Annotated in this window: 20 protein-coding genes; 10 read left to right on the top strand and 10 right to left on the bottom strand. The window is 66.8% G+C overall.

What is annotated here, in order from left to right:
- Positions 1-594: 594 nt before the first annotated feature.
- The 5 genes from LGM89_RS36640 (at position 595) to LGM89_RS36660 (ending at position 6556) form a co-directional block, all read left to right on the top strand.
- Complete coding sequence (locus LGM89_RS36640; protein ID WP_089494743.1) at positions 595-1842, top strand: ROK family protein; 1248 nt, start codon at positions 595-597, stop codon at positions 1840-1842.
- Positions 1829-3382, top strand: a complete 1554-nt coding sequence (locus tag LGM89_RS36645; RefSeq protein ID WP_226275781.1) for a sugar ABC transporter ATP-binding protein — start codon at positions 1829-1831, stop codon at positions 3380-3382. The genes LGM89_RS36640 and LGM89_RS36645 overlap by 14 nt, the downstream gene beginning before the upstream one ends.
- 42 nt (positions 3383-3424) lie before the next feature.
- Positions 3425-4462 (top strand): ABC transporter permease subunit, encoded by a 1038-nt coding sequence (locus LGM89_RS36650; RefSeq protein WP_039358899.1) that lies wholly within the window; start codon positions 3425-3427, stop codon positions 4460-4462.
- A gap of 82 nt (positions 4463-4544) precedes the next feature.
- Positions 4545-5489, top strand: a complete 945-nt coding sequence (locus LGM89_RS36655) for an ABC transporter substrate-binding protein (protein ID WP_089425243.1) — start codon at positions 4545-4547, stop codon at positions 5487-5489.
- 131 nt (positions 5490-5620) lie between these two features.
- Entirely contained in the window at positions 5621-6556 is a 936-nt protein-coding gene (locus LGM89_RS36660; RefSeq protein ID WP_226275782.1) for a carbohydrate kinase family protein, read from the top strand.
- Between the two features lie 33 nt (positions 6557-6589).
- On the opposite strand, the gene LGM89_RS36665 is transcribed toward LGM89_RS36660, so the two are convergent.
- From LGM89_RS36665 to LGM89_RS36675, 3 genes are all read right to left on the bottom strand, one after another.
- The gene (locus LGM89_RS36665; protein ID WP_089494741.1) at positions 6590-8320 is read right to left on the bottom strand and encodes a SulP family inorganic anion transporter; all 1731 of its coding nucleotides are present in this window, start codon (positions 8318-8320) and stop codon (positions 6590-6592) included.
- Between the two features lie 7 nt (positions 8321-8327).
- Complete coding sequence (locus LGM89_RS36670; RefSeq protein WP_047850977.1) at positions 8328-8954, bottom strand: ParB-like protein; 627 nt, start codon at positions 8952-8954, stop codon at positions 8328-8330.
- 136 nt (positions 8955-9090) lie between these two features.
- Positions 9091-9633, bottom strand: a complete 543-nt coding sequence (locus LGM89_RS36675; RefSeq protein ID WP_226275783.1) for a GNAT family N-acetyltransferase — start codon at positions 9631-9633, stop codon at positions 9091-9093.
- A gap of 282 nt (positions 9634-9915) precedes the next feature.
- Here LGM89_RS36675 and LGM89_RS36680 point away from each other — a divergent pair, with 282 nt between their 5' ends.
- The 4 genes from LGM89_RS36680 to LGM89_RS36695 all read left to right on the top strand — a co-directional run bounded on the left by LGM89_RS36680 (position 9916) and on the right by LGM89_RS36695 (position 15031).
- A complete protein-coding gene (locus LGM89_RS36680; RefSeq protein WP_226275784.1) occupies positions 9916-11136 on the top strand; it encodes an MFS transporter in 1221 nt (406 codons plus the stop codon).
- 215 nt (positions 11137-11351) lie between these two features.
- Positions 11352-12173 (top strand): TetR/AcrR family transcriptional regulator, encoded by an 822-nt coding sequence (locus tag LGM89_RS36685; RefSeq protein ID WP_226275785.1) that lies wholly within the window; start codon positions 11352-11354, stop codon positions 12171-12173.
- Positions 12174-12329: 156 nt separating this feature from the next.
- The gene (locus tag LGM89_RS36690; RefSeq protein ID WP_226275786.1) at positions 12330-14084 is read left to right on the top strand and encodes an AMP-binding protein; all 1755 of its coding nucleotides are present in this window, start codon (positions 12330-12332) and stop codon (positions 14082-14084) included.
- A 29-nt stretch (positions 14085-14113) separates the two neighbouring features.
- Positions 14114-15031, top strand: a complete 918-nt coding sequence (locus LGM89_RS36695) for a DUF1571 domain-containing protein (RefSeq protein WP_226275787.1) — start codon at positions 14114-14116, stop codon at positions 15029-15031.
- 23 nt (positions 15032-15054) lie between these two features.
- Here LGM89_RS36695 and LGM89_RS36700 read toward each other — a convergent pair whose 3' ends face one another.
- The gene (locus LGM89_RS36700) at positions 15055-15339 is read right to left on the bottom strand and encodes a hypothetical protein (RefSeq protein WP_226275788.1); all 285 of its coding nucleotides are present in this window, start codon (positions 15337-15339) and stop codon (positions 15055-15057) included.
- A 295-nt stretch (positions 15340-15634) separates the two neighbouring features.
- Between LGM89_RS36700 and hfq the strand changes: the two genes are divergently transcribed.
- Entirely contained in the window at positions 15635-16213 is a 579-nt protein-coding gene (hfq, locus tag LGM89_RS36705) for an RNA chaperone Hfq (protein ID WP_226275799.1), read from the top strand.
- A gap of 77 nt (positions 16214-16290) precedes the next feature.
- On the opposite strand, the gene LGM89_RS36710 is transcribed toward hfq, so the two are convergent.
- Genes LGM89_RS36710 through LGM89_RS36735 form a run of 6 tightly spaced genes read right to left on the bottom strand, consistent with a single transcriptional unit; the run spans position 16291 to position 22617 of the window.
- Entirely contained in the window at positions 16291-16992 is a 702-nt protein-coding gene (locus tag LGM89_RS36710) for a DUF2968 domain-containing protein (protein WP_226206433.1), read from the bottom strand.
- Between the two features lie 54 nt (positions 16993-17046).
- Positions 17047-18438 (bottom strand): sigma 54-interacting transcriptional regulator, encoded by a 1392-nt coding sequence (locus LGM89_RS36715; protein WP_226206434.1) that lies wholly within the window; start codon positions 18436-18438, stop codon positions 17047-17049.
- A 17-nt stretch (positions 18439-18455) separates the two neighbouring features.
- The gene (locus LGM89_RS36720; RefSeq protein ID WP_089494732.1) at positions 18456-20330 is read right to left on the bottom strand and encodes a TadG family pilus assembly protein; all 1875 of its coding nucleotides are present in this window, start codon (positions 20328-20330) and stop codon (positions 18456-18458) included.
- 11 nt (positions 20331-20341) lie between these two features.
- Complete coding sequence (locus LGM89_RS36725) at positions 20342-20671, bottom strand: DUF3613 domain-containing protein (protein ID WP_226275789.1); 330 nt, start codon at positions 20669-20671, stop codon at positions 20342-20344.
- Positions 20672-20695: 24 nt separating this feature from the next.
- Positions 20696-21583 (bottom strand): tetratricopeptide repeat protein, encoded by an 888-nt coding sequence (locus LGM89_RS36730; protein ID WP_089494730.1) that lies wholly within the window; start codon positions 21581-21583, stop codon positions 20696-20698.
- Between the two features lie 23 nt (positions 21584-21606).
- Positions 21607-22617 carry a type II secretion system F family protein gene (locus LGM89_RS36735; RefSeq protein ID WP_089494729.1) on the bottom strand — a complete coding sequence of 337 codons (1011 nt, stop codon included), beginning with the start codon at positions 22615-22617 and terminating at the stop codon, positions 21607-21609.

The raw sequence follows: 22617 nt of genomic DNA on the forward strand, positions 1-22617 counted from the left end.
CGACCTGGGCCACCACCGACAGCTTAAAAGCCAGACTGTAGTCCCGCTGCGTCCGCTTGATCCCTTGCTCCATTTGGCACCTCTTCGCTTCAGCGAAAAAGTGTCAACCTATTTCAGGACGGGTCACCGGCCCAGGAAGCAAAGCGCCTGCGCGCTTTGCGCGAGGACTCGAAAGGCTGCGCTTGCAAGCGCAGCCGGGGTCGCGCTTGTGTGACCGAGTCCTCTCCTGGGCACCATCTGTTTTATAAAAAGGTCGGCTTCTAGCCGGCCTTTTTTCATTTCCGGCACCGAAAACACCCCCATCCCAGAGAGCAAACCAGTCGCTTTGGCTTTGCACACCGGTGCCAGCGAGCCTAAGGGCATGATCCCGCAACAACCCGGCGCGACGCGCTCGGATCGCCCCACAAACCACTCTGCGCCCGACTTTCTCGATCTCCGCGATCCATCCCCGATTTCGAACACCCCCGCACCACCGTCCCGCCTCCACCGAAACCGGGATTTCCCTAGGCTGACACGCCGACGTGCGCGCGGTTAAATAAATCAACGTGATTTATTTAATGCGCTGCCGGACAGCGCACCATGGAAGGAGACGCCATGAGAAGCCCGCACTTCGGCCAGGGAAGCAACTCGGCCAACGTGCGCCGTTACAACGAGCGCCTGCTGCTGAAGACGCTGCGCCGCGCAGGCAGCGCGTCGAAGGCCGACCTCGCCCGCCTCGCGAGCATGACGGGAACGGCAGTCGGCAGCATCATCGCGTCGCTCGCCGATGCGAAGCTGATCGAATTCGCGGGCCGCACCGAAGGCCAGCGCGGCCAGCCGGCCTCGCTGATCCGCCTCGATCCGAGCGGTGCGTTCGGCATCGGCGTCCATCTCGACCGCATGCGCATCGAAACGGCCCTCGTCAACTTCGCGGGCGACGTGCTTGGCCGCCGCTCGCACGACACGCTGCTGCCGCCGCCCGCCGACGTGCTCGAGATCGTCCGCCACGACATCGACGCGATGCAGGCCCTGCTCCCCGACCACGAGCGCGCCCGCCTGACCGGCATCGGCGTCGCGCAGCCGTACAACCTCGGCGCGTGGATGCGCGAGCTGGGCCTCGCACCCGACACGTTCCGCGCGTGGGAGGACGTCGATTTCGCGGCCGACCTCGGTCGCACGTTGTCGCTTCCGGTGTTCGGCGAAAACGACGGCAACGCAGCCGCGATCGCTGAGCTGTTCTACGGATACGGCCGGCAGTGCGACGACTTCGTCTACCTGTTCATCGGGCCGGCCATCGGCGGCGGCATCGCGATCGACGGCGACTGCCTGCGCGGCGTGACCGGCAATGCAGGCGACATCGCCGTGATTCCCGTGCCGCCGAGCCGGCTGGCTTCCGCGCCGCCGCCACGCGGCCCGTGGGACATCCTGCTCGCGCGTGCATCGCTGCATGCGCTGGTGCGCCATCTGCGCCATCACGGTGAAACGGTCGACAACCGGGCCGATCTCGAAGCGTGCATCGCCCGCGGCCTGCCCGCCGTCGACGAATGGATCGACGATTGCGTCGACGCGCTGGCGCCGGCATTGCGCGCGGTGCTGTGCGTGGTCGACGCGCCGGTGGTCGTGCTCGACGCCGATACCGACGCGGGCCTGCTCGACGCGGTCACGACGCGCCTGCGCGCCGCCCTCGTGGCCACCGCGCCCGAAGCGCGCGGCACGCCGGTGCTCGTACGCGGCACGTTCGGCGCCGACGCCGGTGCGATCGGCGCGGCCACGCTGCCGATGTTCTTCAACTTCTCCCCGCGGGCCGGCATCCTCAAGGGCGCCCGCACCGACTCGCAGGAGGTCAACCATGTCGCGATCTGAGTCGCCCCGCCCGTTGCTCGAGATGCGCGGGATCAGCAAGACGTTCCCGGCCGTGCGTGCGCTCGACAACGTCAGCCTGACCGTCTATCCCGGCGAGATCCATTCGCTGATGGGCGAAAACGGCGCAGGCAAATCGACGCTGATGAAGATCCTGTCGGGCGCCTACCGTGCCGACGCCGGCGGCGAGATCCTGATCGACGGCGCCCGCATCGACATCGACGGCCCACTTGCCGCGCGCGATGCAGGCGTCGCGGTGATCTACCAGGAACTGTGCCTGTCGCCGAACCTCACCGTCGCGGAAAATATCTACATCGGCCGCGAACTGCGGCGCGGCAACCGGCGCTGGGGCACGATCGACCGCGCGGCGATGGCGCGCGGCTGCGAGGACGTGCTCGCGCGCCTGGGCGCATCGTTCGGGCCCGACACGCTCGTCGACACGCTGTCGATCGCGGAGCAGCAACTCGTCGAGATCGCACGCGCCGTGCACACCCGCGCACGCATCCTCGTGATGGACGAGCCGACCACGCCGCTGTCGTCGCGCGAAACCGAGCACCTGTTCCGCCTGATCCGCCAGTTGCGCGAGGAAGGTCTCGCGATCATCTACATCAGCCACCGTATGGCGGAGATCTACGAGCTGTCCGACCGCGTGTCGGTGCTGCGCGACGGCGCATACGTCGGCACGCTCGAACGCGCATCGCTGTCGGCCGAGCGCCTCGTCGCGATGATGGTCGGCCGCGACATCTCCGGCTTCTACAAGAAGGAACACGCACCGTACGACCCCGGCCACCTGCTGCTGTCGGTCCGCGACATCGCCGACGGCGCACGCGTGCGCGGCTGCAGCCTCGACCTGCACGCCGGCGAAGTGCTCGGCATCGCGGGTCTCGTCGGCGCAGGCCGCACCGAACTCGCGCGGCTGATCTTCGGCGCCGAACCACGTGTGCGCGGCGACGTGAAGGTGGGCGAACGCACGTTCGGCGCGCACTCGCCGCGCGACGCGATCGACGCGGGCCTCGTCTACCTGACCGAAGACCGCAAGCGCCAGGGCCTGTTCCTCGACATGAGCGTGCGCGACAACATCAACATCTCGGTCTGCAACCGCGATGCGCGGCTCGGTGCCCTCGATCTCGCGCGCGGCGCCGAACGCGCGCGGGACGCCATTGCGTCGCTGTCGATCCGCGTGCCGAACGCGAACGTCAACGTCGGCGCGCTGTCCGGCGGCAACCAGCAGAAAGTGCTGCTGTCGCGCCTGCTCGAAACGAAGCCGCGCGTGCTGATCCTCGACGAGCCGACACGCGGCGTCGACATCGGCGCGAAATCCGAGATCTACCGGATCATCAACGAACTGGCCCGGGCCGGCGTGGGCGTGATCGTGATCTCGAGCGAACTGCCGGAGATCATCGGTGTCGCCGACCGCGTGCTCGTGATGCGCGAAGGCGAGATCGCCGGCGAACTCGGCGGCTACACGCAGACGCCCATCACGCAGGAAGCCATCATCGCGCTCGCCACCGGCTCGCAGGCCGAACTCGCCGACGCGCACTGAGCCGCGCCCTTTTCATTTCCTTCTTACATCCAGGTTACCGAAATGATCAACCCGACCAAGCAGCGGAACCTCGCTTCCGCGACGGCCCAGCCGGTGGCCACCCGTACGCCGCTGTTGCGCGGCGCCGATCAACGCGCCCGCATGCAGTCGCTGATCCGCACCGCCGGCATGCTGCCGGTGCTGCTGGTCCTGTGCATCGGCTTCGGCTTCCTGACCGACGGTTTCTTCACGCTGCAGAACCTGTCGATCGTCACGCAGCAGGCGTCGATCAACATCGTGCTCGCCGCCGGCATGACCTTCGTGATCCTGACGGGCGGCATCGACCTGTCGGTCGGCTCGGTGCTCGCCGCCGCGGCCGTCGCGGCGCTGCTCGCGTCGACCATCCCGGGCTGGGGCTGGCTCGGCGTGCCGTTCGCGCTCCTCGTCGGCCTCGTGTTCGGCGCGATCAACGGCGGCCTGATCTCGTTCCTGCGTCTGCCGCCGTTCATCGTCACGCTCGGCGCGATGACCGCCGTGCGCGGCGTCGCGCGCCTGATCGGCAACGACACGACCGTGTTCAATCCGCAGTTGCCGTTCGCGTTCATCGGCAACGGCACGATCCTCGGCGTGCCGTGGCTCGTCGTGATCGCGTGCGCGGTGATCGCGATCTCGTGGTTCATCCTGCGCCGCACGGTGCTCGGGATGCGCATCTATTCGGTCGGCGGCAATCCGGAAGCCGCGCGCCTGTCGGGCATCAACGTGCGGGCGATCCAGCTGTTCGTGTATGCGGCGTCGGGGCTGCTCGCCGGCCTCGGCGCGGTGATGTCGGCCGCACGGCTCTATGCGGCCAATGGCCTGCAGCTCGGCCAGTCGTACGAACTCGACGCGATCGCCGCGGTGATCCTCGGCGGCACGAGCTTCGTCGGCGGCGTCGGCTCGATCGTCGGCACGCTGATCGGCGCACTGATCATCGCGGTGCTGACCAACGGGCTCGTGCTGCTCGGCGTGTCCGACATCTGGCAATACATCATCAAGGGGCTCGTGATCATCGGCGCCGTCGCGCTCGACCGCTACCGCCAGCGCGATTCGGCCCGCACCTGAGCCCCTGCCCGTCCATTCAACCTGGCGGCGCAGGCCGATCCCTGCGCCCGCCCGCCAAGCCACTTCACGGAGACACCACGACATGTTCAAGCACAAAGCCGCCCTGACCGCCGTCGCCTGCGCACTCGCCTTCGGCGCTTCCGCCGCGCACGCGGCCGACAAGCCGCTCAAATCGATCGGCGTCACGGTCGGGTCGCTCGGCAACCCGTACTTCGTCACGATCGTCAAGGGCGCCGAGGCACGCGCCAGGCAGATCAACCCGAATGCGAAGGTCACGGCCGTGTCGGCCGACTACGACCTGAACAAGCAGTTCACGCAGATCGACAACTTCATCTCCGCGCACGTCGACATGATCCTGCTCAACGCGACCGATCCGAAGGCGATCGAGCCGGCGGTGAAGAAGGCGCAGGCGGCCGGCATCACGGTCGTCGCGGTCGACGTCGCCGCGGCCGGCGCGAACGCGACCGTGCAGACCAACAACGTGAAGGCCGGCGAGCTGGCATGCGACTACATCGCGAAGAAACTCAACGGCAAGGGCAACGTGATCATCGAGAACGGCCCGCAGGTGTCGGCCGTGATCGATCGCGTCAACGGCTGCAAGACCGTGCTCGCGAAAAGCGCCGGCATCAAGGTGCTGTCGAGCGACCAGGACGGCAAGGGCTCGCGTGAAGGCGGGATGAACGCGATGCAGGGCTATCTGACGCGCTTTCCGAAGCTCGATGCGGTGTTCACGATCAACGACCCGCAGGCGATCGGCAGCGATCTCGCCGCGAAACAGCTGAACCGCCCGAACATCGTGATCACGTCGGTCGACGGCGCGCCCGATATCGAGGTCGCGCTCAAGTCGAATACGCTCGTGCAGGCGTCATCGAGCCAGGACCCGTGGGCGATGGCGCAGCAGGCCGTCAACGTCGGCTACGGCATCATGAACGGCCAGAAGCCGGCCAATCCGATGATCCTGATCGAGCCGACGCTCATCACGCGCGACAACGTGAAGAGCTACAAGGGCTGGAGCACCCCGCGCTGATCGCGCCCCCCGTCCGCTCGCGCTACCGGGCAGTGCCGGACTGCGTCGCTGCATGCGACGGCCCGCACTGCCCGCCTTTTCAGATCAATCGCTGCATCGCCGCGCACACCACCGCGGCACAAGGTTTCGACATGACGACGACGTTTCCCCGCCTGATCGTATTCGGCGAAGCACTGACCGATTTCATCCGCGACGACGACCAGCACTGGCATAGCGTCGCCGGCGGCTCATGCTGGAACGTCGCGCGCGTCGGTGCGCGACTCGGCGTGCCGACGGCCTTCGCCGGCACGGTCAGCCGCGACACCTTCGGCGACGAGCTGATGCGCAAGAGCGCCGACGCGGGGCTCGACCTGCGCTTCATCCGGCAGGTCGACCGCGCGCCGCTGCTCGCGATGGTCGTGTCGAAGCAGCCGCCCCACTACTTCTTCATCGGCGAGAACAGCGCCGATCTCGCGTTCGATCCGGCGGACCTGCCCACCGGCGCACTCGACGCGGCCGAGATCGTGCACGTCGGTTCGCTCGGTGTCGTGCGCGAGCCGCTCGCGTCGCGCCTGATCGACGTGGCGCAGGCTGCGCGGGCGGCCGGCAAGCGGATCTCGTTCGACCCGAACTTCCGCGCACCGATGGCCGCGCCGTCGTATCGCGACACGCTGCGCCGGCTGGCCGGGCTCGCCGACTGGATCAAGGTATCCGACGAGGATCTGCGCGGGCTGTTTCCCGAACTCGATGAAGCCGCCGCGCTCGCGCAACTGCGCGCGTGGGCGCCGGACGCCGCGATGCTCGTCACGCGCGGCGCATCCGGCATGCAGCTCCTGCATCGCGACCTCGTGCTGTTCCAGCCCGCGTTCCCGACCGACGTGGCCGACACCGTCGGTTGCGGCGATGCGAGCATCGGCGGCTGGCTTGCGAGCCAGTTCGCGCGTCCCGATGCATCCGCCGCCGAGCATCTGCGCTACGCAGCCGCCTGTGCGGCGGTCGCCTGTGCACATGCAGGCGCCTATGCGCCGACGGCGGCCGAAGTGACCGACATGATCGATCGTTCCGCCGACGCCGCAGTGTCGCCATAGCACTCACCGGCGCGGCGCCCCCGCGCCGCCCCGTCACGCGGCGGTCGTGCCGTCGCTGCCGTCCGGCGGCATCCGGGCCTGCAGCAGTTGCAGGCTCTCGTCGACGCTCAGTTCGGACATCGCATCGTCGTGCAGCGTATCGTCGGCCGCGCGGCGCAACGCATGCAGCGCGTGCACCTTGAGCCGCACGATCGCGAGCCGCAACCCGCGCGCCGTGCATTCCGCCGCGAACGTGCGCAACGATTCGATCGTCGTGCTGTCGACATCCGGCGTTTCCTCGAGACTCAGCATCACGGTATGCGCGTCCGGCGCAGCCTTCATCAACGCACGCACGCGGTTCAGCATCCGGTCCGCATTCGCGAAGAACAGTTGCGCCTCGGGCCGCACGATCAGCACGCCCGGCACCGGCTTCGCCTCGGCATGGCTCGCCACGTCGACGAAATCGTGACTGTCGCGCAGCCTGCCGAGCACGCTGACGTTCGGTTCGGACAGCTTGCGCAGCGTCAGCAGCAGGCTCACGCCGATGGCCGCGAGCAGCCCGTGCAGCACGCCGAGCACGAGCACCGCGAGCAGCGCGGCGATCACGACGAGCCGGTCGCGATGCCAGGCCCAGTACGGCCGGAATACCGACGGATGCAGCGAGTGGCTGACCGCGAAGATCACGATCGCCGCGAGCACGGGCTCCGGCGTGCGCGCGAGCTGCGGCAGCAGCAGCCAGACGATCAGCGCGACCACGCCCGCCGCCCACAGGCCGGCAAAGCGCGACTGCGCGCCGGCCGCTTCGTTCGCCGAGGTCGCCGAATAGCCGGCGCCGACCGGCATCCCGTGCAGCAGGCCCGACACGAGGTTCGCGCAGCCGAGCGCGACGAGGTCGCGGTTCGGCGACACGCTGTCGCCATGCTTCAGCGCGAAGTTGCGGATCGACCCGTACGATTCCGCGTACAGGATCAGCATCAGCGCGAACGCAAGCTCGATGGTCTGCATCCACGCGTTGCGGTCGAGGGTCGGCAGGCCGAACTCGATATGCTTGAAATCGATATGGCCGACGATCGCGATCCCGTATCGCTGCCAGTCGATCGCGTAGCCGGCCGCGATCGACAGCACGATCACGACGAGCGTCGCGGGCACGCGCGAGCTGCGCCCGAGCGTGAACAGCAACGCCAGCGCAATGGCGCCGAGCACGACGCTCGCGAGATTCGCGTGCGGCGCGCCGGTAATCAGGTCGAGCGCGACATGCGGCGCATCGCTGTGCTGCACCGAAATCGCGAGGATCTTCGGCAACTGCTTGATGACGATCGTCAGCGCGAGGCCGAACGTGAAGCCGCGCAGCACCGGCCGCGCGACGAAATCCGACATGCCGCCGAGCCGCGCGGCACCGGCCAGGATGAACAGCACGCCCGTCATCGCGACGAGCGCCGCCGCGAGCGCGAGCTGCGCGGCGAGCGCCATCCCCGACTCCGCGAGCACGGTCGCCGCGAGCACGGCGGCCGACGATGACGTCGACGACACGATCGCGAAGCGGCTGCTGCCGGTGAGCGCATAGACGACGAGCCCCGACAGCAACGCGATCAGACCGGCCTGCGGCGGCAGGTTCGCCAGCCCCGCGTACGCGACCGCCTCGGGGATCAGCAGCCCCGCGATCGACAGGCCGGCCAGCGCATCGAGGCTGATGCGTCGCGTAGGCGGCGGCGCGGCCGCGTCGAGCGCGGCAAAATGGTCGGCATGCTGCGGGCCGGCATCGGGACGGATCGGGGCGGTCGTCATGAGGCGGTCAGGGCTTGACGGCAATGACGCCCGACCAGCCGGGCAGATAGCGTGCATCCTGCTCGTGCGCGCGATGCAGCGCGATGTCGAGCGCCTTCGCGAAGTTCTTGCGGATCTGGTCGAGCGACACGTGCTGGCGCAGGTAGTCGGCCCACAGGAATTCGCTGAACGGCGTCGCATCCTTCGCGTAGCCGCCCGCCGTGCGCAGCTCGCCGGCGAGGCTGCGGTACGGATCGTCCACGAGCCCCGTCAGCGCCTTCGGCAGATTCGCGTAGTCGCGACGCGTGCCGTCCGCGCCGAACGGATGCACCCACTGGTTGTGTTCCATCATCCGCCAGAAGATCGTGTCGTCGAGCCACGACAGATCCTTCAGCAGCATCGCGTTCACGCGTGCCTCGCCTTCCTCGATCAGCGCGAGGCCGAGGTGGTGGTGATCGGTGATGTAGTGCAGCCCGCCCGGGCCGAGCACGGCCGGGAACCAGTGCGATTCGATCGCGGCCTTGCGTGCCCGCTTGTTGAGCGCCTTCCAGTGCTTGCGCTTCGCCTTCACTTCGCGATAGCCGACCGTCATCTGCGTGGGACGCAGTTCTTCCAGCTTGACGGGAATCAGGTGAACATCGTTGCCGAGAGCCATGGTCGTACCCCATGTTGCGAAATTCCGGCAAAGATACTCCTGATCGCGCGAGCCGTTAATACGTCATGACCTCGATACGCCTGCGGTTGACGATCTCTGACAACCGCCCGACGGCCCGCCCACGCACGACGCCGCGCTACGCGCGCAGATCGTTGCGTTCGAGACGATGTCGAATGTAAGGAATGCCATCGTGCACGACACTCACGCGACGCATCCCGAGCTTGCGCGCGACATTCAGCGAGCCGCTGTTGGCCTCGGCGATATCGGCGATCACGCGCGGCAGGCGCACGGTGTCGAACGCGTGACGCACGACGGCCGCCGCGGCTTCGCTCGCGATGCCGCGCCCCCATGTCGCACGCACCAGCCGCCAGCCGATCTCGACGTCGCGCGCGCCGTCCACATAGTCGGGAATCAGCAGGATCCAGCCGACGAACGCATCGGGGGCGGCCTTCTCGAAGATCGACCAGTAGCCGAGGCCCGGCGGATACCCGCACGTGATCCGGTGCGTGACGAAGCGCCGATGCTCGACGGGATCGTGCCACGGGCCCGCGATGTGCCGCGTGACCTCGGGATCGCGATCCATCGCGACGCACGCGTCGAGATCGGCCAGCACACGCGGACGCAGCCACAGCCGCGCAGTCTCGAGCACGGGCAGCGTGGCGGCGGAACGTTCGGTCATCGGGACTCCTGATTCGGTGACGATGCGCATCGGGGCGCATTACAAAACAGCTACAAACAGCCTTCCGGAATGATACAGATGCCTGTCGCCGGCTTGGTGCGACGGCATTGCCATTTCCGAAACAGTTCATTTCCTAGGGATTATTCCCGATTCGACGTTATCGCGCCCCACATCGTCCGGCGCCGCCGCCTACACTCGATCCATGCCCCCGCACCGCGCGCAAGCCGGGCCGGCATCCGCATCCACAACGTGAGCGCGCAAGCCAACGAGGAGACCTCGGACATGAGCTGGACCCGCGAACAACGCAACGTCACGATCGCCGCCTACCTCGGCTGGACACTCGATGCGTTCGATTTCTTCCTGATGGTGTTCGTGCTGAAGGACATCGCCGCCGAATTCGGGTCGACGATTCCCGCCGTCGCGTTCGCGCTCACCCTGACGCTCGCGATGCGCCCGCTCGGCGCCCTGATCTTCGGCCGGCTCGCCGATCGCTTCGGCCGCCGTCCGACGCTGATGGTCAACATCGCATGCTACTCGCTGCTCGAACTCGCATCGGGTTTCGCACCGAGCCTGACCGCGCTGCTCGTGCTGCGCGCGTTGTTCGGCGTCGCGATGGGCGGCGAATGGGGAGTCGGCTCGGCACTCACGATGGAAACCGTGCCGACCCATGCGCGCGGCTTCGTGTCGGGGCTGCTGCAGGCCGGCTATCCGAGCGGCTACCTGCTCGCGTCCGTCGTGTTCGGCCTGTTCTACCAGTACATCGGCTGGCGCGGCATGTTCATGGTCGGCGTGCTGCCCGCGCTGCTCGTGCTGTACGTGCGCTCGCACGTGCCCGAATCGCCGGCATGGAAGCAGATGGAAAAGCGCCCGCGCCCGAGCCTGGGCTCCACGCTGAAGCAGAACTGGAAGCTCACGATCTACGCGATCGTGCTGATGACCGCGTTCAACTTCTTCTCGCACGGCACGCAGGATCTCTATCCGACGTTCCTGCGCGAACAGCATCACTTCGATCCGCATACCGTGTCGTGGATCACGATCGTGCTGAATATCGGCGCCATCGTCGGCGGCCTGTCGTTCGGCGCGATCTCGGAGCGGATCGGCCGGCGTCGCGCCATCTTCATCGCCGCATTGATCGCCCTGCCCGTGCTGCCGCTGTGGGCGTTCTCGAGCGGCCCGGTTGCCCTCGCCGCGGGGGCGTTCCTGATGCAGATCTCGGTGCAGGGTGCGTGGGGCGTGATCCCGGTTCACCTGAACGAGATCTCGCCCGACGAGCTCCGCGCGACCTTCCCCGGCGTCGTCTACCAGCTCGGCAACCTGCTCGCGTCGGGCAACGCGACGATGCAGGCCTCGCTCGCCGTGTCGAACAACAACAATTACGGCTTCGCGCTCGCGCTCGTGGCCGGCGTCGTCGCCGTCGTGATCGCCGTGTTGATCCTGTTCAGCCGCGAGCGGCGCGGCATCGACATGACGCAATCGGTCAATACGCGTAGCACGGTCGGCTGAACCCGCGCATTGCCGCACCGCATCATCGCGCGTACCCCGTCCTGCCGAGGGCACGCGCGATACTTTCCGCATTCGCACATCGAACTAGAGGAATTTGTCCAGATTCCCCGCTTGCCCGCTCCGTCCGCGATTTTTTATCTTAATAAAAACGGCTGTTTGAATCAGACAAACAAATCACCAGTTCGCGGCCGGGCGACCGGCATGGGAGGCGGGACATGGCAGTAAGTCAGGAGGGGCGGCCAGCCGCGGGACGGCCGTCCGGGGCACGGTCATCCGGCACGCGGCAGACCGGCGGGACGAAGGCGCGCATCCTCGATGCGGCCGAGGACCTGTTCATCGAGCATGGCTTCGAGGCGATGTCGATGCGCCAGATCACCTCGCGCGCGGCGGTCAACCTCGCCGCGGTCAACTACCACTTCGGCAGCAAGGAGGCGTTGATCCACGCGATGCTGTCGCGCCGGCTCGACCAGCTCAACCAGGAGCGCCTCGGCATCCTCGACCGCTTCGATGCGCAACTCGGCACGCATATCACCTGCGAGCACGTGCTCGGCGCGATGTTCATTCCGGCGCTGAAGGCCTCGCGCAATCCCGAACGCGGGGGGCCCGGCTTCCTGCGCCTGATCGGCCGTGCGTACACCGATCCGTCGCCGTTCGTGCGCAACTTCCTGACCGCGCACTACGCGAGCGTCGCTGGCCGCTTCTTCGACGCGTTCCAGCGCGCGTTGCCGCACCTGCCGCGCACGGAGCTCGGCTGGCGGCTGCATTTCGCGATCGGCGCGCTGTCCGGCGCGCTCGCGGGCGCCGAAACGGAAAGCCTGATCGACGAGTTCTCGCAAGGCCGCACGATGAACGACGTGCAGATGATCGCGCGACTGTCGTCGCTGATCGTCGCCGCGCTGAAAGCGCCGATGCCCGACAGCGCGCAACTGTCGATCTTCGCGGCCGTGCTCGACGATGCGGGGGCCAGCGAAGCGTTCGGGCTGCCGCAGTCGGCTGCGACCGCCGTCGATACGGCGACGCTGCATTCCACGAACTGAGCGCGCGAGGCCACGCGCGGCTTCCTGTTCACGATTTGATTGAAACGCGCGGTCGTGCGGGGCGTCGAGGCGCCCCGTCGATCGACCGTGCGGCACGAGGCACGGGCCGGCGCCGAAGCGCTCGCCCTCGCCGAGAGCAAAGACCGGAGACTCGTCATGTCATCTTCCGCAGCAACCGCAGCGGCCCAGCTTCCGCCGAACACCGACGGCATCTGGTACGCGTCATACCCGCCCGGCGTCCCGCATGAGATCGACGTCACGCAGTACGCATCGCTCGTGCAGTTCTTCGACGAATGCACGAGCCGCTTCGCCGAGCGCGTCGCCTACGTGAGCGCCGGCGCATCGATGACCTATCGCACGCTCGCGCGGAAAGTCGACGCGTTCGCGTCGTACCTGCAAGGCATCGGCATCAAGCCCGGCGACCGCGTCGCGATCATGCTGCCGAACACGTTCCAGTACCCCGTCGCGCTGTTCGGCACGCTGAAGGCCGGTGCGATCGTCGTCAACGTCAATCCGCTCTATACCGTGCGCGAACTCGCGCACCAGCTGAAGGACAGCGGCGCGCAGACGATCGTCGTATTCGAGAACTTCGCGCGCACGCTGCAGGACGCGCTGCCGGAAACGCAGGTGAAGAACATCGTCGTCACCGCGCTCGGCGACCTGCTCGCGGACGGCTTCAATGCGAAAGGACGCCTGATCAATTTCGTGCTGAAGCACGTGAAGAAGCTCGTGCCGGCCTACCACCTGCCGCAGGCCATCCGGTTGCGCTCGGCGCTTGCGCTCGGGGCGCGCGGCACGCCGCAGCCGGTGCAGATCACGCGTGACGACCTCGCGTTCCTGCAATACACGGGCGGCACGACCGGCGTCGCGAAAGGCGCGATGCTCACGCACGGCAACCTGATCGCGAACCTGCTGCAGGCGAAGGCCTGGATCGCCGACCAGGTCTCGGGCGACGTCGAAACCGTGCTCACGCCGCTGCCGCTGTATCACATCTATTCGTTGACGGTGAACGCCTTCATCTTCATGGGGCTCGGCGGGCGCAACATCCTGATCGCGAACCCGCGCGACATGACGATGGTGATGAAGATCATCCGCAACGAGACGTTCACCGGGATCACCGGCATCAACACGCTGTACAACGCGTTCCTCGACAACGAGGAATTCCGCAAGCGCGATTTCTCGAAGCTGAAGCTCGCGATGGCCGGCGGGATGGCGATGCAACGCGCGGTCGCGGAGCGCTTCCAGCAGGTGACGGGCCGGCCGGTCGTCGAAGGCTACGGCCTGACCGAGTGCTCCCCGATCGTCACGATGAACCCCGTGGACCTGAACGACATGGCCGCGTTCAGCGGTTCGATCGGCCTGCCCGCGCCGTCCACCGTCGTGCGCTTTCGCCGCGAGGACGGCACCTGGGCGCCCGTCGGCGAACCGGGCGAGCTGTGCGTGCATGGTCCGCAGGTGATGCGCGGCTACTGGCAGCGCCCCGACGAGACGGCCAAGGTGATCGACGCCGACGGCTGGCTTGGCACCGGCGACATCGGCGTGATGGACGAACGCGGCTTCATCCGCCTGATCGACCGCAAGAAGGACATGATCCTCGTGTCGGGCTTCAACGTGTATCCGAACGAGATCGAGGAAGTGCTGGTGATGCATCCGGGCATCAGCGAAGCCGCGGCGATCGGCATTCCCGACGAGGTGCAGGGCGAACGGATCAAGGTGTTCGTCGTGCGCCGCGACCCGGCGCTGACGGTCGACGACGTGCTCGCGCACTGCCGCAAGAACCTGACCGGCTACAAGATGCCGAAATTCGTCGAGTTCCGAGACGCGCTGCCGCAGACGAACGTCGGCAAGATCCTGCGCCGCGCATTGCGCGACGAGGAACTCGCCAAAATCAAGGCCGCGAAGCAAGGCTGAACGATCCATCGCCCCGGGAGACGCCGTCGATGAACGAAGGAAAGAAGCGCCACGCGCGGCATGCCGCCGCCGTGGCAGTCGCGTGCATGCTGTCGCTCGCCCAGACTGGCCTGCATGCGCAGGAAGCGGCCAGCGCCGCGGGCGCGGCGCAGGAGGTCGCGCTGCCGGCCGATCTCGCGAAAGTCACCCGCGAACCGGTCGCGCAACAGGCGCGCTGGCTGCGCACGGCCGCGCAGCGCGGCACGCTCGCGCAACTCGATGACGCGACGCTCACCGCGCTTTTCAAGGCGCTCGATCCGCTCGCCGTGCCGCTCTATATCCGCAACGGTCCCAACGGCTATCCGTCCTACCAGTTCACGATGGTGCGCCAGGAACGCATCAGCGGCAAATGGTCCGATACGCCCGACCGCATGCTCGTGAAGACCACCCGCGAGCCGCTGCGCGTCTATGCGAAATGGCTGCCGGGCGGCGCGCACGTCGGACAGGAGACCATCTACGACACGACGCAGCGCAAGGACGAGATGTACGGCCACCTCGGCGGCCTGCTCGGCAAGATTCCGCTATGGACGGCCATCGACGGCGCACTCGCGCGCGCCCAGTCGAATCACCAGGTGAAGGATCTGGGCACCGAATTCATCACGAACCTGTACCTGACCGAAGGGAAGAAATATCTGGAAGCCGGCGTGCAGCGGCCGACCGATGTGGAAGCCAGAACGATCAACGGCGTGCGCGTCGTTACGCTCACCTACGAAACACCGACCGGCCGGCCGCAGTTCTACGCGAAGAAGGAAGTTTTGGGGCTCGACTTGCACGCGCCCTATTTCCGGACCGTCGAGTCGTATGACAACGACGGCAAGATCTTCGAGCGGATCGTCATCGAGAAAATCGCCCCGGCGACGCTCGACGACACCGCATTCGACCCGAAAAACCCCGACTACGCGTTCTGATGCGCGCGGGGCTGGCCTCGGGCTCAATCGTCATCGTCGTCGCCGTGGTGCCGGTGCCAATGCTTGTAATAGTGCTTGCGCCACTTGCGATAGCGGTCGTCGTCGTCATCGCCGTAGTAGCCGTATCCGTAGCCTGGATAGGCGACCACGGCAGGTTGCGGCGCCACATAGACCGGGGCCGGCTCGACATAGACCGGCGCGACCGGCACGCCGATGCCGACCGACAGGTCGACATGCCCCGCCATCGCACTGCCGGAAGCCAGCAACGCCACGCTCCCGACCCACCCTGCCCATCGTCTCTTGTTCATGTTCTGAATCCCTGATATGCCGGCCCGCCCGGCTCGCGCGACTAAAGTAAACGTCGCGCGCGAACCCAGGTGATACGGCCTTGCGAGAGTCGTAACGCGACGTAACGAAATGGCGTTAGCCGTTTGGCCGAATCGCGAAAATGCGCTGGAACGTCTATAGTGGGTTACGGTTCGACACAATCACGACTACGCGCTCCCCGATTGAACAGGGTAGAATCCCGCCAAACACCTTGTGGACGAACACGCCACACACACGCACAACATATTCTCTGACGCAGGCTCCTGCCGCACCTCAATGGCCAATCCCGCAGAATCCCATCCGCAAAACGACTTCATCAATTCGGCGCGCAAGGAACGTAAGCGCGTTGAAATCTATCTCGTCAACGGCATTCGTCTGACGGGGTGCATCGAGTCGTTCGACCAGTACCTGGTGATGCTGCGCACCCCCGTGGGTCTGCAAGGCATCTACAAGCGCGCGATTTCCACGATCCAGCTCGACACGGGCGGCTCGCGCCCGGGCGGCAGCGGCCCCCGCGGGCCGCGCACCGGCGGGCGCCCCGGCGGCCGTGAAGGCGGCGGTCACAGCCCGTACGGCTCGCACGGCGGCTCGCGTGAATCGCGCGGCGACGGCGGCTACGGCTCCCGCGAACCGCGTGAAGGCTATGGCTCGCGCGAACCGCGCGAGGGTTACGGCTCGCGTGAGCCACGCGAAGGCTACGGTGCCCCGCGCGAACCCCGTGAACCGCGCGAAAGCTACGGCGCACCGCGCGACACCGGCGACGCATCCGGCAACGCCTCGCCGTCGGATGCCCGCGGCGGCAGCGGGCCGGTCATCGTGACGCGCCGCCGGCGAATCGTGCCGGACGGCCAGTAAAACAAAAGGGCAAGCCAACCGGCTTGCCCTTTTTACTGGTGCGACCGGCGCGGCATGTCGCCGCACCGCCGCCGGGTTCAGCGTGCCGTCGTCGGCAGGCCCGCATCGGCCTCACGCTGCAACGAACGCACCTGCTGCTGCAACGCACGCAGTTGCGACTGAAGCTCGGCCTGCTGCGCCTGCAAGGCGGCCGTCTCGTTACGTACGCTCTTCTGGCGATCCGCGACCGCCGCCTGCTGCTGGCGGGCGATCGAGATATCGGCCTGCAGACGCCGCGCGCGATCCTGCGTGACTTCGATCTGCTTGTCCATTTGCGCCTTCTGCGATTCCAGCTTCGCCGCCCGCAGTTCGTTCACGGCCAGCCGCTCCGCCTGGCGCGAGAAATCGCGATAGATCGCTTCCGCACGCGTTTCGTCGTAAGTCTTGATGACGCGCCAGAACGCCTTCTGCTGGAACAGCGCGACGAAGTACCCACCGTCCTTCACGTTGAACAGCAGGCTCGCGCCGTAGCTGCCGTTGTAGCTCGTGCGCATTTCCGTCAGCGTGTGCGCCTGGATCTGGCGCTGCAAGTCGTCGACCGTGCTCGGCCCCGTCGACTCGCCCGCCTGCGGCTGCAGCGACGTCTGCGAATCGATCGCCGGAATCGCCGCCACCGGCGCCGATGCCTGCTGTACGACCGGCGCGCCGCTGTCCGCCAGACTTTGCGCGTATGCGCCCTGCATGCCTCCCGCCAGGGCGAGCAATACGCACGCCCTTCCCAACCCCGTCATATGGCTCATGAAGTTCTATTCCCGCCCGAGTCGTTGTAATTCAGCGCGATTTTATCTCATTAATTACTCGCTTTCGCGGGTCTCGGGTTCCTCGTCGAAGATCTGGTATTTGCGCATTTTTTCCCACAGTACCTTGCGGCTGATGCCAAGTTGCTGCGCCGTATCCTGACGCCGCCAGCCGTTTGCGTCGAGCGCCGCGATGACGCGATTGCGCTCGTTCATGTCCCACTTGCTGCGATCGACGAACACCTCGGCCGCACTCTCCGCCGGGACCGGCTGGGCCGAACTGCGCGCGTGCGCGATCAGCCGCTGCAGCCGCGCGGCATCCCACCCGCCCGTCTGCCGCACCGTCACGCCGACACGCTCGGCGAGGTTGCGCAGTTCACGCACGTTGCCGGGGAAATAGCTGTCCGCGACGGAATCCGTCAGCCAGTACGGCAGATCGGACAACTGAGCGAGCCGCTCCTCGCCGACGACCTGCGCGACGAACGACTTGAACAGCGCGATCTTGTCGACGGCGCCGCGCTCTTCCAGCGACGGAATGCTCAGCTCGATCACCGCGAGCCGGTAGTAGAGATCGGCGCGGAACAGGCCATCCTTCACGAGCTGCGGCAGCTTCTTGTTGCTCGCCGCGACCAGCCGGAAATCGACCTTGACCGGCGACGTCGCGCCGACGCGCAGCACCGCGCCATCCTCGAGCACGCGCAGCAGCTTGACCTGCTGGTATAGCGGCAGATCGCCGACTTCGTCGAGGAACAGCGTGCCGCCGGCCGCCTGCTCGAAATAGCCTTTATGCGCAACAACCGCACCCGTGAACGATCCCTTCGCATGACCGAAGAACAGCGATTCGAACAGGCCGTCGGGAATCGCGCCGCAGTTCACGGGCACGAATTCGCCATGCCGGTAACGCGAATGTTTTTCGTGCAGCAGTTGCGCGATGCGCTCCTTGCCGACGCCGGTTTCGCCGTGCAGCAACACGTTGGTGTCGCAATCGGCGAACGTATCGACTTCGTGCAGCAGGGCCTGCATCGATTCCGAGTGCGCGACGAGTTCGGTCGGATGCGACGTTTCGGCCGTATGCGCCCGCAACTGCGTGACGAGCTTGCCGATCATGCCGCGCAGCTCGGCACACGTGAAGTCGAGCGGCAGGATGTGCGAATACTCGGGCGGATACTGCGACGCGTCGTGATCGCGCGCCGCGCCGACCCAGACGACCGGCATGCCGATATTGGCCTGCCAGTCGCGCAGGAACGCGGCGCCGATTTCGATCATCGTCACGCTGATGATCGCCAGCGACGGCCGCAAGGCGGCGCGCTCGGGCGAGATCTCCGCGTTGTCGGCGCGGATCACTTCGACGTCGAAGCTCGCCATGCACCGGGCGACGCGGTCGACAATGTCCGCCTTGCCTTCCCAGACGTACAGGTCGAGCTCTTCGAATGCGGGCGTGGTTCTCATCGGGTGGTCTTGCTTCTCTAATTGCTGACTGTTTGCGCGACGCCGCAGGTCAGCGACATCTGATGCACCGTGGCGGCACCGAGCTGGACACCGAGCAGGTCCAGCAACGGATCGATGATACCGTCGAGCGCGGTCAAAAGCGGGCTCAGCACGGTGGTCAGGACCGACAACAGCGATGAAATGAAATTCGGCGGAATCGTGACCGTGACGATCCCGAACAGCAGACTCACGGTCGGTGTGATCTGGGCGTTTTGCAATCCCGTCAGCGCGTTGTTCACGGCCGAACCCAGCGCGTTCGTATTGGTTGTCCAGTAGTACGACGGATCGCTGCCGCCGCGCCCGTAGAACGTGTTGGTTGCGGGGCTGCCGGCCAGATTCACCGACACGTTGGAAACGGTCGCGGACACCTCTACGGCGCCGGCCAGAACCAGCACGTCGAGCACCTTGGCCGGCGTCGAGCAACTGTAGTTCGCCGGCAGGTTCAGCAGATTGCCGGCCGTGAGCGGCGGCTGGCCGATGCAGAGATTGGCGATGCTCGGCTGCGCGGTGATCGTCGCGGAATTCGGCGATGTCAGGCAGTTGGTCGACAGCAGCGTCGCACTGCCGGCACCCAGCTGCACGTAAAGCGGCAGATACACGTTCGCGGACACCACGACCGGCAGCGGATTCACGCCCAGGTTGACGACGAGATACAGGCCGACCTGCGCGTTCGTCGCAACCGTCCGCCACGCACCGTTCTTGTCCTTCCCGCCTTCACCGACCGCAATGGTCGGCGGGCTGATGACCTGCGCCTGCAACTGGACGATCGATACCGAGTTGCCGTTCGGCAGCGTCAGCGGCACGTTGGCGCCGATCACCACGCCCGGCTTGCCGGCCTGCGAGATCTGCGCCATCGCCATCACGAGATCGAGCACGTTCACGGTCGCGTCGGCCGCCGCCTGCGTGTTCGCGAGGCCCAGCGTCAGCAGCGACGTCGCGCCCTGTCCGGTCAGGCTGGCGACCTTGAGCGCCGTGTTGCTAAGCAGGTTCAGGTTGGCGAGGGTGGTCAGTGCGCCGGTTGCGCTGGTCTGCAGCGTCGTACCCAGCGTGGTCGTCTTGTTGACGGCCGCCACCATCGCGTTGAGCAACGTGCCGACCGACGCGTTGGCATTGACCAGCCCGCCGATCGTACCGTTGCCGACCGACAGCGACTGCAGCGCGACGGCGATGTCGCCGAGCTTGACGTTCGCACAGGCGAGCCCCTGGTAGGACACGAGGTTCAGGTTCAGCGGCGTGCCGCCCTGCCCCTGCAACAACGAGCCCAGCAGCGCGTTCACCAGGCCGGGGTTCCCGCTCGGCGCGCCCGAGCAGCCGACGCCGCCCACCGCGGCCAGCGTCGCGCCGATCGAGAAGGTATCGATGTTGGTTGCCTTCGCGGTCGACGTGGCGGTCACGGTGCGGGTCGGCCCGAAGAAGAAATACGGCAGCGTCTTGGAGACCGTCACCCGCACGGCATTCAACTGCGTCGCGAGCGGCACCGTCGATTTCGACGAATAGAAGGAGCTCGCCGTCCCGGTCGCCGACGGCGCCCAGTAACCGCATTCGGCCGACAGCGACGTGGTGCCGCTGCCGTCCAGCGTGAAGCCGTTCGTCGTGGCGTTGCTGGTGGCCACGGAGGTCACGTTCGCACACGTGTCGTCCAGCTTCTGAACCGCGGCGAGCGCAGCAAGATCGGCCACGCGCTGCATGTCGCGGCGCGTGAAAAAGACGTTGCCGATATCGACCGAACCGAGAATCACCATCGACAGCAGGATCCACACGGCCGCCGTGACGACGACCGAACCCCGCTGCCGCCGCGGCGACGCGCGACCGGGTCCGGCCATCCGGTTCGATGCATGTCGAGCAATGCTCATCGCGGCTCCGCTCAATACGATTGCGATGAACCCTGCCCGCCGGACGATCCGTTGCCGCTCGAGCTGACCGGCGACCCCATCGATTCCGGAATCTTGTGCTTGAACGATTCGAGATAGCGTTGATAGGACAGCGACGCGGTATCGCCCAGTGCCGGCAACGCCGGCCCGGCCGCACGTCCGTCACGCTGGAATGCCAGCAGTGCGTTCGTTGCGTGACCGATTTCCGACGCGTCGGGCGCCGGCTGGTCGCTATACGCCGCGGTAGCGGCCCCCATGAGCACGAGAAGCGCGACACCCTGGCACACGCGTGCCACGCGACCGGGATTCTTGTTGTTCGTCATGTCAGTTCCCCCCAATGCCTTTTTTCATTGTGCAAACCGCTGCAGCAGCGGCGCAGTCGGATCGAATCCCTGGATGTTCGCCACCGGGGACGGACGCTTCGCGACATCCGAGCCCGACACGTCGACCACGCTCCCCGAACCGATCGGCGTGGCAACCGACGCCGAAGCCGGCGCCTGGGATGCGCGACGCCACGTGCGCGCCGCCGCGGTGATCCGCGCCGCGTCGTTGCGGATGTCGTTGCGAACGTCCGTCGACAGCTTCTGCTGCGCCATCAGCTTCTGCGCATCATGGGTCCGGCCGGATGCGAGCAGGTACAGCACCAGGTTGCTGATGATCTTCGGATTGCTCTGATCGAGCTCCGCGGCCTTCATCAATGGAATGCGCGCCCCGTCGACGTCGCCGCTGCGCAGCTTCGCGTAGGCGAGATCCGAAAGCGTCGACGCATCGGTCGGCGCCAGCACGGTGGCCTGCGACAGCGCCTGCGCGGCGCGCGGAAAATCGCCCGCGCCGCCGGCAATCAGCCCGAGACCGCGATAGCCGCGCGCGGCGAGCGCCGTGTTGAGCAACTGCGTATACACCGCGGCGCTCGCGGCGGGCTGGTCCGTCATGCGCAACGCATCGGCGCGCAGCAGGATCGTCTGCGGCGATGCGCCGTACTGTTTTTCGTATGCGTCGATATGCGCCAGCGACGCGTAATACAGCCCTTGCGACTGCATCCGCTCGATCAGGCCGAGATACATGCCAGGCGTATCCGGCGCCGCCTGCTTCTGCGCCGCCGCGTCCATCAGCGCGGCACGCTCGGCCTGCGGACCGACGCCGTACCCGCTTTCCTTGAACGCCGAGCACGCGCCGAGCAGGCCCACCATTGCCAGCACGCCGGCCACTTTCACGATTTCATCGATGCGTCTCATCTTGCTTCCTTGGCTTCCCGGCATCAGGGCTGCGCCTGGCTCAGCGCGCGCAACACCGAGATCATTCCCGGCCCGGCCGTCACGATCAGCAGCGCCGGCAGCAACGTCAGGATCATCACGCCCGTCATCTTCACCGTCAGCTTGCCGATCCGTTCACGCAGCATCGCGCGGCGCGCCTCGCGCAACCGGTCACCGAACTGCTTGAGCGGCTCCTGTACCGCGCCGCCGTGTTTGTCGACCTGGATCAGCAGCCGCACGATCGCACGCAGATCCTCGTTCTCGAAACCGGACGACAGCCGCTGCAGCGATTGCTCGCGCGTCCGGCCGGCAGCGAATTGCCGCTGCGCGATTTCCATTTCCAGCGACAGCACGGGCATCATTCCCTTGAAGTCGTTCGTCACGACCTGGATGCTCTGGTCGAGCGACAATCCGACACCCTGCAGCAAGCGAAGCATGTCGACCAGCAGCGGCAGTTCGTCGATCACCGATTGCCGGCGCTGTGCAGCACGACGTCGCAGGTAGAGCTTCGGCAACATGAAGCCGGTGACGAGCGCGATGCCCCCGCCGGCCCGCCATTGCGCGCCGGTCAGGTGCGAGCCCATCAGCACGAGGAAAAGCAACGGCACGACGATCGCGCAGGCGAGCCGCGCGCTCAGGAACAGCCCGCGGGTACGCGTGTCGGCGTAACCGCACTGCTCCAGCAACAGCCGATCTTCGTCGGCGACGAGATACCGGCCCAGACGGGTATCGAGCAGGCGCGTCCCGACCATCGACAGGCGGTCCAGGCATTGCACGACGAACGACGGCCTGGCGCCGGCAGCGCGCCCGACCGGATTCGGCCGGGATTCATCGGACTGCTGTGCGGCCCGTGCGCCCGCTGCCTCGAGCGTCGCGGTGCGCCGCTCGAGCGCGCTGGCCAGCGTGCGATCGCTGCGCGTCTGCGCCCCCGCGCGGCGCACCGCGAGCCATGCCAGCAGCACGACGCCGAGCGCGCCGAGTGCCAGTGCGAGCGAACCGAGTTGATTGGCTGTCAT

The organism is Burkholderia sp. AU31624, assembly GCF_020420065.1.
Lineage (GTDB): Bacteria > Pseudomonadota > Gammaproteobacteria > Burkholderiales > Burkholderiaceae > Burkholderia.